The 12,135-nt window shown below is 67.9% G+C and carries 6 protein-coding genes and 1 pseudogene; 5 read left to right on the top strand and 2 right to left on the bottom strand.

Annotated features, from left to right (window positions below; genetic code table 11):
• The first annotated feature begins 34 nt into the window (after window positions 1-34).
• From FCU40_RS15235 to FCU40_RS15215, 5 genes are all read left to right on the top strand, one after another.
• Window positions 35-961: a LysR family transcriptional regulator gene (locus FCU40_RS15235; RefSeq protein WP_168076039.1), complete on the top strand. Its 927-nt coding sequence runs from the start codon at window positions 35-37 to the stop codon at window positions 959-961.
• A gap of 39 nt (window positions 962-1,000) precedes the next feature.
• Window positions 1,001-1,573 carry an HD domain-containing protein gene (locus tag FCU40_RS15230; protein ID WP_168076037.1) on the top strand — a complete coding sequence of 191 codons (573 nt, stop codon included), beginning with the start codon at window positions 1,001-1,003 and terminating at the stop codon, window positions 1,571-1,573.
• A 157-nt stretch (window positions 1,574-1,730) separates the two neighbouring features.
• Entirely contained in the window at window positions 1,731-3,044 is a 1,314-nt protein-coding gene (locus FCU40_RS15225) for a DUF5690 family protein (protein WP_004619895.1), read from the top strand.
• Between the two features lie 29 nt (window positions 3,045-3,073).
• Window positions 3,074-5,206 carry a phospholipase C, phosphocholine-specific gene (locus FCU40_RS15220; RefSeq protein WP_168076035.1) on the top strand — a complete coding sequence of 711 codons (2,133 nt, stop codon included), beginning with the start codon at window positions 3,074-3,076 and terminating at the stop codon, window positions 5,204-5,206.
• Between the two features lie 480 nt (window positions 5,207-5,686).
• The gene (locus FCU40_RS15215; RefSeq protein ID WP_168076033.1) at window positions 5,687-8,533 is read left to right on the top strand and encodes a TonB-dependent receptor; all 2,847 of its coding nucleotides are present in this window, start codon (window positions 5,687-5,689) and stop codon (window positions 8,531-8,533) included.
• Between the two features lie 122 nt (window positions 8,534-8,655).
• Here FCU40_RS15215 and FCU40_RS15210 read toward each other — a convergent pair whose 3' ends face one another.
• Window positions 8,656-11,853, bottom strand: a complete 3,198-nt coding sequence (locus FCU40_RS15210; RefSeq protein WP_168076031.1) for a CusA/CzcA family heavy metal efflux RND transporter — start codon at window positions 11,851-11,853, stop codon at window positions 8,656-8,658.
• Window positions 11,854-11,886: 33 nt separating this feature from the next.
• Window positions 11,887-12,135, bottom strand: a pseudogene (locus FCU40_RS15205) (efflux RND transporter periplasmic adaptor subunit); the annotation flags it as partial.

Below are 12,135 nucleotides of genomic sequence, written 5' to 3'. Positions count from 1 at the left end.
AGAGCCCATCATCAATTTTGGTTATGAGCTCGCGATGACCGGCGACGACCCTCGTTCCGAACGCGCTTCCCGTCGTCGCGAGGGCAGCGGTTTGTCGATCGGCGCGCTGCGCGCCTTCGTCGGCGTGGTCGATCACGGCTCCTTCTCGCGCGCGGCCGCGGCGATGGGCGTATCGCAGCCCAATATCTCCAACCAGATCAACGCGCTGGAACAGGCGTGCGGAGCGCGCCTGCTGAACCGCCGGTCTCACGACCAGAGCCTGACCGATGTCGGCCGCGAGCTTTATACCCGCGCGCGCCTCGTCATCAGCCGGATGAACGACTTCGAGGCCACCGCCCGGCTGTTCGGCGGCATCAAGCGCGGCCGCCTGGTGATCGGCTTCTCCACGCCGCCGTTCACGATGCCGCTGATCGCCGAATATCGCCGCACCTATCCCGACATCGAAATCGGCACGCGGCTGGGCAACACCCAGTCCCTGATCCGCGACGTGATCGAATGCCGGGTCGACGTGGCGATGGTCTCGATGCTGGAGCCCGACAACAGCCTGGCCTGCCATCTGCTGCGCGAACAGGGGCTCAACCTGGTCGTTCCCGCCGATCACCCCTTCGCCCAGCGCGAGGCGATCGACGTCAAGGAGCTGGCCGGACTGTCGCTGATCCTGCGCGAGGAAGGCTCGGTCACCCGCGCGCTGACCGAACAGGCGCTGGCCTGGGTCGGCGCGACGCCGACCACCGCCCTCGTGCTCGAGAGCCGCGAAGCGGTCAAGGAAGCCGCCGCGTGCGGGATCGGCTTCGCCTGCATTCTCGAGGGCGAAACCGGCAGCGACAGACGCCTCAAGGCCCTGCCGATCCGCGGCTTCCGGCGCACGGCCGGCGTCTATCTCGTCTCGCTGCGCGAAAGCGCCGAGATTCCCGCTCTGGGCGCGTTTCTGGGGCTTGCTGGCGGCGCCGGCGAAATATAAACATCCAAAATCAAAACCCGATTTGGATTTGTATAAATTATGACGTCGTCGCCTTCGGAAGCGCTGCGAGAGGAAATTCGCGGCCTGTATCTCGGCCTGGGCGAACGCGCCTACGGACTTTATGAGATGACCCAGCTGGCCCACGCCCTGCAGTCGGCCGCCCACGCCGAGGCCCAGGGCCTGTCGTCGGCGATGGTCATGGCCTGCCTGCTGCATGACGTCGGCCACATGGTGCACGATCTGGGCGAGACGCCCGCCGAGGCGGGCATCGACGACCGGCATGAGGAGCTGGGCGCCGACTGGGTGGCCGAGCGCTTCCCCGAGACCGTCGCCGCGCCGATCCGCCTGCATGTCGCGGCCAAGCGTTACCTCTGCTCGGCCGCGCCCGGCTATCTGTCGACGCTGTCGCGGGACTCGCTGCTGTCGCTGGTGCTGCAGGGGGGCCTGATGTCGGCCGACGAACAGGCGGCCTTCCTGGCCCAGCCCCACGCCGAGGCGGCGGTCGCCCTTCGCCGGATCGACGAGTTGGCCAAGGACAAGCACGCGCGCCCCGACCCCATCGAAGCCTTCCTGGACCGCCACTTGACCTCGGCCCTGACCCAGGCGGCCTGACCCAGGCGCCGGCCCCTCGGCGTCATCATGGCATCATATTCTTTAGTTATAGAGAATGTGATTTCATAATCTAACGCAATTCAACGTCGCGGGCGCGTCGCCGCCAAGCCTGGCGCGCGCCCGTGACCGCGACCGCGGACCGAGCAGGGACACCGACATGCCATCGCCAATCTCGCGGATGCTCAGCCGGGCGGGCCCGGCCTGGGTGGCCGCCTATGCGTTGCTGACCAGCTTCACCACCTATTTCTGCATGTACGCGTTCCGCAAGCCGTTCGCGGTGGCGAGTTACGCGGCGACGCCCGGCTGGCATTCGGCGCTGGACTTCAAGGTGACGATCGTCGTCGCCCAGGTGATCGGCTACGCGCTGTCGAAGGCGATCGGCATCAAGATGATCAGCGAGGCCCGACCCCAGGATCGCGCCTGGATGATCCTCGGCTTCATCGGCGCCTCCGAGGTCTCGCTGGTGCTGTTCGCGATCCTGCCCGCCCCGCTGAAGGTGGTGGCGATCTTCTTCAGCGCCCTGCCGCTGGGCATGATCTGGGGCCTGGTGTTCGGCTATGTCGAGGGGCGCCGCAGCTCCGAATGGCTCGGCACCGGCCTCTGCCTCAGCTTCATCGTCTCGTCGGGCGTCGTGAAGTCGGCCGGCCGCTCGCTGATCGACAACTGGGGCGTTCCCGAGTTCTGGATGCCGGCGGCGACCGGCGCGCTGTTCCTGCCGCTGCTGGTGCTGTCGGTCTGGCTGCTGTCCCAGACCCCGCCGCCGGACGCCCGCGACCGGGCCGAGCGGATGCCGCGCGGACCGATGCCCAAGGCCGAGCGGCGCGCCTTCTGGGCCCGCGCCGGCATCGGCCTGGCCCTGCTGATCGTCGCCTATGTGGCCCTGACCGCGCTGCGGGATTTCCGCGACAACTTCGCCGTCGAGCTGTGGCATGGCCTGGGCTACGACGGCAATCCGGCGCTGTTCACCCTGTCGGAGCTGCCGATCGCGGCCTTCATCCTGGCGCTGTTCGGCGCGACCGCCTGGATCCGCCGCAACAGCACGGCGGTGATCGCCTATCTCTGCATGATCCTGGCCGGCGCGGCCCTGATCGCCGCCGCCACCCTGGCCCTGCAGCTCCACTGGATCGGCGCGATGACCTGGATGATCGGCGTCGGCGCCGGCGTCTATATGGGCTACATCCCCTTCAACGCCGTGCTGGCCGACCGGCTGACCGCCGCGATGGGCATTCCCGGCAACGCCGCCTTCTTCATGTATCTGACCGACGCCTCGGGCTATGGCGGCAGCGTCGCGCTGCTGCTGGTCAAGAGCCTGGGCGTCAAGCTGAGCTGGCTGAGCTTCTTCCTCGGCGCCTGCTACCTGGTCGCCCTGGTCGTCGGCGTCGCCACCCTGCTGGCCCTGCTCCACTTCCATTTCAACACGTTCCGCCGCGTCGCCCAGCCGCCGCGCGCGGCCGCCCCCGCCCTGATCTGAACCCGCCCTAACCCGGGAGAGCGATGACCATGTCGTTTGATCGCCGCGCCTTTCTGAAGACGGCCGCCGGGGGGCTCGGCGTCGCCGCGCTCGCCACGCTGAACCGCGCGCTCGCCACCCCGGCGCACCACCGCACCGGCACGATCCGCGACGTCGAACACGTGGTGATCCTCACCCAGGAGAACCGCGCGTTCGACCACTATTTCGGCACGTTGCCCGGGGTGCGCGGCTTTGGCGATCCCCGGCCGCTGCGGCTGCTGAACGGCCAGACCGTCTGGCGCCAGCCCAGCGACCAGCACCCCGACGGCTTCGTCCAGCCGTTCCACGCCGACTCCCGCACCGCCAACGCCTATGTCGTCGACGGCGCCGACCAGCATCACACCGCCGCCACCCTGCTGGTGAACGGCGGGCGCTACGATCATTGGGGCGAGTCCAAGCAGATGGACCGGCGCATGGCCTACTACACGGCCGCCGACCTGCCCTTCTACCACGCCCTGGCGTCCAGCTTCACGGTGCTGGACGCCTATCACTGCTCGACCCTGACCCAGACCTATCCGAACCGGATGCACATGATGACCGGCTGCAATGGCGGCGGCGCGGTGGGCGGCGATCCGGTGATGACCAACTATGGCCACGACGAGACCCCGTGGGCCGACATGGCGGCGGACCAGCCGATCACGCCCTACGCCTGGACGACCTATCCCGAGCGGCTGGAAAAGGCCGGCGTCAGCTGGAAGGTCTATCAGGAATACGACAACTACTGCGACAACATCCTCTCGGTGTTCGCCCCCTACCGGCCCTGCCCCAGGGACTCGAACCTCTATCGTCGCGGCCGCGCCTGGGTGTCCGAGGGCCGGCCCGAGCCCGATCGCAGCCGCTCGGACGGGACGCAGCTGGTCGAGGCGTTTCGGCGCGACATCGCCAGCGGCCAGCTGCCCCAGGTGTCCTGGATCGTCACCGCCCAGGCGCTGTCCGAACATCCCGAGGGCGTGCCGGCCGCGGGCGAGCACCTGACCGCCCGGCTGATCGCGGCCCTGGTCGAGCACCCCGAGGTGTTCTCCAAGACCGTGTTCATGATCAACTATGACGAGGCCGGCGGCTTCTACGACCACATGCCGCCGCCGATGCCGCCCGCCGACGCCAGCCGCGGCCACAGCGGGGTCAGCGTCGCGGGGGAGTTCAAGGACTATTCGAACCACCCGCACCCGATGGTGCGCGGCGTCCAGCCGATCGGCATGGGCATTCGGGTGCCGGCGATCATCGTCTCGCCCTGGACGCGCGGCGGCTATGTCTGCTCGCAGCTGTTCGACCACACCTCGACGCTGATATTCCTGGAAAAGCGCTTCGGCGTGCGCGAGCCGAACATCTCGCCCTGGCGGCGCGCGGTCGCGGGCGATCTGACCGCCTGTTTCGACTTCAAGACCCCCAACGCCGAGACGCATAGCCTGGGCCTGCCCGACACCGCCGACTATCTCGACCGGATCGCCCACGCGGCGCGCCAGCCGACCCTGCGGATCCCGGCCACGCAGGTCGCCGCCGTTCAGGATCCGGCCCGCCGCCTGGCGCGAGCCCTGCCCTATCGCCTCGCGGCCGACGGCGGCGTCGTCGACGGCCGCTTCCGGGTCACCTTGGTCAACCAGGGCGAGGTCGGGGCGGTGTTCACCCTCCACGACTACGCCGCCTACGCGCCGGCCGCCCCGCGCCACTACACGCTGACGCCTGGCGAGCGGCACGTCGCCGACCTGTTCGCCATGGAAGACGTGCGCGACTACGACCTCGTCGTGCACGGCCCCAACGGCTTCTATCGCCGGTTCCGGGGCCACCGCGAGCGGGCCGGCGGGCTGACCGCGGCGGTCTCCGAGACCGGGACCGGCGGCCTGGCCGTTCAGCTTCGCAATGACGGCGCCAAGCCCCTGAGCGTGACCCTGACCGGCGAGCCGGCCTATCCCTTCGCGTTCGTCGAAGGCGCCGAGACGGCGGCCCTGCCGCCCGGCGGCGAGGTCCGGCTGATCCTGGACCCGTCCGCCAGCGATCACTGGTACGCCTTCCGCCTGACCCACGACGCCGACAAACGCTGGAGCGCACAATTCGCCGGCCACGTCGAAACCGGCCGGGTCAGCCGCACCGACCCGGGCATCGGCAAGATGGTGCTGAACGCCTAGAGCCTTATCCGCTCGAATGGAATCATTCGAGCGGAAAAATAAGGCTCTAAATCAAACATTTAGAGCGTGATAACCGCCGAAACCGCTCACACTTTCGGCTATCACGCTCTAAAGGCCGCCTGAATTCAGAAATTTAGAGCGCGAGCGGCCCGCCGCTCGCGCTTGAGTTTCGCGCGCGCCTCCTGGTTCGGGGCCGCGCCCCATGACGCGGCGCCCTTTCACAACCTCCTGGCGTCAACAAGCCTTCATACTTTTTTCGTATAGATCAAATTGTCTCATTCGCATTTTTTATGATCGCGGTTCGTAAAGGGGGCTTCACGAACAGCGCATCGCGGACGGGATACGGCCTCGCACAGCTCAAGCCTGAACGCCCTCTCACAGGGGTGTCGGGTCGTTTTTTGCCCGACGGTGACCCACCGCCGGGAGGGGAAGGCGCGCGCCCTTGGGGGGCGGGCGTCGGGACAGATCAACGGAGTCACCATGTTCAACCCGCCATCGCGCCTCAAGCTCGCGGCCCTGACCGGCGCCAGCGTCCTCGCGCTCGCCTTCGCGCCGGCCGTCCATGCCCAGACGGGCGATCAGCAAGCCCAGAACGCCCCGGCCAAGCCCGCCGCCGACGCCGTCAGCGAGCTGGTCATCACCGGCCAGCGCCTGTCGACCGCCAACTCGATCGACGAGCAGAAGAAGGCGACCGGCGTCGTCAACGTCATCTCCGCCGACGACCTGGGCAAGCTGCCCGACGCCAACGTCGCCGACGCCCTGGCCCGCATTCCCGGCGTCAATGTCGTGGTCAACCAGGAAACCGGCGAGGGCGAGTACGTCTCCATTCGCGGCCTGGCCAGCACCTACAACGCCTATTCGATCAACGGCACCCGCGTGGCGCTGACCGACTCCAGCTCGCGCAAGATGTCGATGACGGTTCTGCCGCCCAACGGCCTGAAGGCGATCGCGGTCTACAAGACCCTGACGCCGGACCTGGACGGCGACGCGATCGGCGGCGCGGTCAACTTCGTCACCCCGACCGCCTTCGACTTCCGCAAGCCGACTCTGCGGGTCTTCGCCTCCTACGGCCTCAATGACCGCGCCCAGAAGGACAACGAGCCGGCCGGCAGCGGCCAGATCCAGATCGACGTCGCCCGCAAGTTCGCCGACGACCGCCTGGGCCTGTTCGGCTCGGTCTATTACGGCAAGAGCCACTACACCAACGAAGAGACCGAGAACGACGGCGAGTGGGAGCCCTACCACTGGCGCAAGAACTCGACCGAGGCCATCGACAGCCGCTCGATGTACCTGCCCGGCATCGACCTCGACTTCCGCCGCGGCGAACAGAAGCGCTATGGCGGCAACTTCTCGATCGACTATCACGTCGATCATCACGAGTTCTATGTTCGCGGCCAGTACGCCAAGCTGAACCGCAAGGGCGTCAACGACTATACCGACGAGCGCAGCCGCACGACCGCGCGCCTGACCCAGGTCAATCTGGACGACACGACCCTGCTTCAGCCCGAGCAGATGATCATCGGCAAGGACCCGGTGAAGGGCAACATCTACGGCTACACCGTGGCCCAGATCGTCGACGCGGACAAAGACGGCCTCATCACCGACGCCGACCGCAAGTCGAGCAAGTCGTACTGGTCGCTATTTGGCCGTTCGGGCGTCTGGAACCCCAAGGCCTTCCAGTTCGCCCGCACCTTCGAAACCCAGGACCAGGACTCGTCGCTCTACACGATCAACGCGGGCGGCCACAGCCGCTTCGAGCGCCTGACCCTCGACTACGACCTCAGCTATTCCTACGGCGAGAAGGGCACGCCGCTCTATTACGGCATCGGCTACAACTGTGACAAATGCTCGACCGATCCGATGTTCACCTCGACCGGCATCCTGTGGTCGTCGGCCGATCCGCGCTTCCCTCAGGCGCAGCTTCCGGCCTACGCCGCCAATGTCGACCATCGCGACGACCTGCTGCCGTTCGACGGCGCGTCGATGAACAAGAACAAGCAGTCCGACGCCCGCACCGCGCTGAAGGTGGACGCCCGCTACGAGCTGAACGGGCTGATCGACTACGTGAAGGGCGGCTTCAAGTATCTGAAGTCGGAGCGCGAATATGACTCCACGCCGATCTGGGAAGGCGACCTGTCCGGCACCGCGCTGAACGGAAAGTCGCTGGCGGCGTCTGGCCTGGTCGAGCGTCAGGTCAGCGGCCTGTTCACCGACCGCTACTACTACGGCTCGATCATGAGCCGGGACCGGGTGATCGCTGCGCTGGACGCCGCGCGCGCCGCCCATCCGGTGTCGTATTCGACCGCGGACCTGAACAGCGACGACAAGAAGGGCTCGGAAACCATCTATGCCGGTTACGCCCTGGCCCATGTCCGGTCGGGGGATCTGGAAGTGATCGGCGGCGCCCGCGTCGAACACACCAAGGTCGAGACCACCACCTGGATCAACGACGGTACGACGTCCGGCTTCGGCAAGACCAACCGCGACTACACCAACGTCCTGCCCAGCGTCACCGCCGTCTATCGCCAGGGTCTGAAACTCGTCTATCGCGGCGCGATCTGGACCAGCTTCTCGCGGCCGGAATACGCCAACATCTCGCGCGGCGAGAGCGTGACCCGCGATCCGGCGACCAAGGAGATCATCGCCATCAGCCGCGGCAATCCGGACCTCAAGCCCGGCGAGTCGCTGAACTTCGACCTGTCGGCCGAATACTATCCGGACCGTTCCAGCCTGGTGTCCGTCGGCGTCTTCCATAAGAAGATCAAGCACTTCATCTTCACCAACGGCCGCTCGGTGAACGCCGACACCAAGAACGGCACGATCACCATCACCCAGCCGCAAAACGGCGAGAAGGCGACCCTGACCGGGGTGGAGCTGAACCTGATCAAGTCGTTCGAGGGGCTGGGCGCGCCGTTCGACGGCTTCGGCGTCGAGGCCAACGTCACCGCCCAGACCTCGTCGGCCGAGACCGGCCTGGACTATCGTCGCGGCCACCCGATCTCGTTCATCCAGGCGCCGGACCTGATCTACAACACCTCGCTGACCTATCAGAAGTACGGCATCGAGGCCAAGCTGAGCTACCAGTATCAAGGGGCCTACATCGAAGACACGCGCGACAACGCGGTCGACAAGTGGGTTCAGCCCAACAAGTCGCTGGATCTGCACACCCGCTACAACATCCGTCGCGGCCTGACCGTCGACTTCGACGTGCAGAACATCCTGGATGGGCACCGCTACTACACGACCAAGGGCAAGAACCCGTCCTATCAGAAAGACTACATGGAGCCGGGCCGCAACTTCATCCTGCGCGTGGCCTACGCCTACTGATCTCGACTTAACGCGAAACGCGTTCGGGCGGCGGCTTCCGCCCGAACACGTTCCACACGCTTCCCCTCAACTCGCCCTTCCGGCCCGCGCCGGAAGGGCTTTTCTTTGAGGCGAGCCTTCGCTCAGGCCGGCGTCTTCCCGCGCGGCAGGAAGCGGCAGATGGCCGGCAGGACGAACAGGGTCAGGGCCGTGGCGGTGATCAGTCCGCCGATGACGACGGTGGCCAGCGGACGCTGGACCTCCGCGCCGGCGCCGGTGGCCAGGGCCATGGGCGCGAAGCCCAGAGAGGCGACGAGGCCGGTCATCATCACGGGCCGCAGACGCTCCACGGCCCCCTCGATGATCGCCGTCTCCGGCGTCACGCCGGCCGACAGTCGCCGCCGGATGGCGGTCATCATGACCAGGCCGTTCAGCACCGCCACGCCCGACAGCGCGATGAAGCCGACGGCGGCCGACACCGAGAACGGAAGGCCTCTCAGGGCCAGGCCGAACACGCCGCCGGCCAGGGCCAGCGGGATCGCCGAGAACACCGCCGCGGCCGGCGCGGCGCCGCCCAGGGCCATGAACAACAGCCCGAAGATCAGCAGGAAACAGAGCGGCGCGACCAGCGCCAGGCGCGCCTGGGCGGCCTTCAGGTTCTCGAACTGCCCGCCCCAGACCAGCCAGGAGCCGGGCGGCAGCTTGACCCGCGCCTCGACCTCGCGCCGGGCCTCGTCGACAAAGCCGCCCAGATCGGCGCCCCGAACGTTGGCCTGCACGACCACGCGCCGCTTGCCGTTCTCGCGGCCGACCTGATTGAGGCCCTCCGAATACGAGAACTTGGCCAGGTCGCGCAGCGGGATCGCGGCGCGCGTTCCGCCCCCGCCCGGCGGAATGACCGGCAGGGCGCCGACCGCGTCGAGGTCGTTTCGGCTGGCGTCCGGCAGGCGCACCACGATGTCGAACCGGCGGTCGCCCTGGAAGACGAGACCGGCCTGGCGACCGCCCATGGCCACGGCCAGGGTGTCGGCGACCGCCTCGACCGTCAGGCCGTGGCGGCCGATCGCCTCGCGATCCAGCTGGACGTCCAGGGTCGGGAAGCCCGAGGTCTGCTCGACCTTGACGTCCGCCGCCCCCTTGACCCCGCGCAGCACCGCGGCGATCTCCTCGGCGGCCTTGGCCATGACGTCCAGGTCGTCGCCATGGACCTTGACGGCGACATCGCCCCGGACGCCGGCGATCAGCTCGTTGAAGCGCATCTGGATCGGCTGGCTGAACTCGTAGGCGTTGCCGGTAAGATCTTCCAGCTTGGCCTCGATGCGGCCGATCAGTTGGGCCTTGGTCTCGCGCCTGTCCGGCCAGTCCTTCCGCGCCTTGAGGATGACGAAGGCGTCCGAGGCGTTGGGCGGCATCGGATCGCTGGCCACCTCGGAAGCGCCGGTCTTGGAATAGACGAAGGCCACTTCCGGAAAGCCCGCGATCACCCGCTCGATGCGCCGCTGCATTCGCAGCGACTGCTCCAGCGAGGTCGACGGAATGCGCAGGGCCTGGATGGCCAGGTCCTTCTCGTCGAGTTGCGGCGTGAATTCGCGACCCAGCAGGGCGAAGGTCGCCACGGCGGCGACGAAGACCCCCACCGAGGCCAGGATCACCGGCAGCGGACGGGCCACGACCTTGCGCAACAGGGGCTCGTAGCGGGCCTTGGCCCAGCGGACCGGCGCGACCTCCCTCTCGGCGACCCGCCCCCGGATCAGCAGCGCGATCATGGCGGGAATGAAGGTCAGCGACAGCGCGAAGGCGCTGGCCAGGGCCAGCATCACCGTGATCGCCATCGGCGAGAAGGTCTTGCCCTCGACGCCGGTGAAGGTCAGCAGCGGCGCGTAGACCAAGAGGATGATCCCCTGGCCGTAGACGGTCGGCGCGATCATCTCGCGGGCCGCCTCCCGGGTTTCCGAAAGCCGCTCGGGCAGGGTCAGAAGGCGGCCTTCGTGGCCCTGGCGCTCGGCCAGGCGACGCAGGGCGTTCTCGACGATGATCACCGCGCCGTCGACGATCAGGCCGAAGTCCAGGGCCCCCAGGCTCATCAGATTGCCCGAGACGCCCAGCCTGTTCATGCCGATGGCCGTCATCAGCATGGAGAGCGGGATGACCAGCGCGGTGATCAAGGCGGCGCGGAAGTTCCCGAGCAGCAGGAACAGCACCACGACCACCAGCAGCGCGCCCTCGGTCAGGTTCTTCTCGACGGTCCTGATGGTCGCGCCGACCAGCTTTGAACGATCGTAGGTGATCTGGAGCTTGATCCCTGGCGGCAAGCGCTTGGCGATCCGCGTCAACTGCTCCGCCGAGGCGACGGCGACGGCGCGGCTGTTCTCGCCGGTCCGCATCAGCGCCGTGCCGACCACCACCTCCTCGCCGTTCTCGGACGCCGCACCGCTACGCAAGCCGCCGCCGACCTTGACGACGGCCACGTCGCGCACGCGGACCGACACGCCCTCGCGCGCGGCGACGATGGCGTTGGCGATCTCGTCGACCGTTCGCACGCGGGCGTCGGCCCGGACCAGGAACGCCTCCCCGCCCCGTTCGACGAAACCGGCGCCGACCGCCAGATTGGCCGCCTCGAGCCCCTTGGCCAGATCGCCGAACGACACGCCCAGGGACGCCATGCGGATCGGATCCGGCTGGACCACGAACTGCTTGTCGAAGCCGCCGATGGAGTCGACCCCGGCCACGCCCGGAACCGCGCGCATCCCCGGTCGCACGATCCAGTCCTGCACCTCGCGCAGATAGGCCGCCTGGGCGGTGGGGTCGGCCAGTCGCTCGCCGGTCGTCGTCAGGTAGGCGCCGTCGGTTTGCCAGCCCGGCGCGCCGTCCTGGCGCTTGGCGCCCTTGCCGCCCGGATGCTCGAAGGCCACCGTCCACATCAGCACTTCGCCCAGTCCGGACGAGATCGGCCCCATGGCGGGCTCGACGCCGGCCGGCAGGCTTTGGCGGACCTGGGTGAGACGCTCGGCCACCTGCTGGCGCGCGAAATAGATATCGGTCTTCTCCTTGAAGACGACGGTGACCTGCGAGAAGCCGTTGCGCGAGATCGAGCGGGTCGACTCCAGGCCCGGGACGCCGGCCATCGCCGTCTCCACCGGAAAGGTGACGAGCTTCTCCACCTCGGCGGGCGCCAGGGTCCCGGCGACGGTGTTGATCTGCACCTGCTTGTTGGTGATGTCGGGAACCGCGTCGATCGGCAGGCGCGCGAGGTTGTGGACGCCCAGGGCGGCGACCAGCGCGACCAGGGCGATGACGGCCCAGCGGAAGCGGACCGAAAGGTCGAGAATGCGGCCGATCATCGGACGCCCTCCCCGCCTGGGGTCCCGCGCGCGTTAGTCCTCATGACGGGCCTCCCCCTTGCCGAGTTCGGCCTTCAGCAGAAAGGCGCCCTTGCCGGCGATCCGTTCGCCGGCCCGCACGCCCGAGACGATCTCCACCTGGCCGGCGCCGCGACGGCCGACCCGCACCGGGCGGAGCTCGAAGCCATTCCGAGTACGGACGAACACGACATCCGCGCCATTGATCGACTGCACGGCCTCTTCGGGCGCGACGAAGCGGCCTCTCACCGCGACCGCGCCGTC

Origin of the sequence: Caulobacter sp. SSI4214 (genome assembly GCF_012184455.1) — a bacterium.
Taxonomy (GTDB): domain Bacteria; phylum Pseudomonadota; class Alphaproteobacteria; order Caulobacterales; family Caulobacteraceae; genus Caulobacter; species Caulobacter vibrioides_E.
This window is presented reverse-complemented; position numbering and strand designations above follow the sequence as displayed.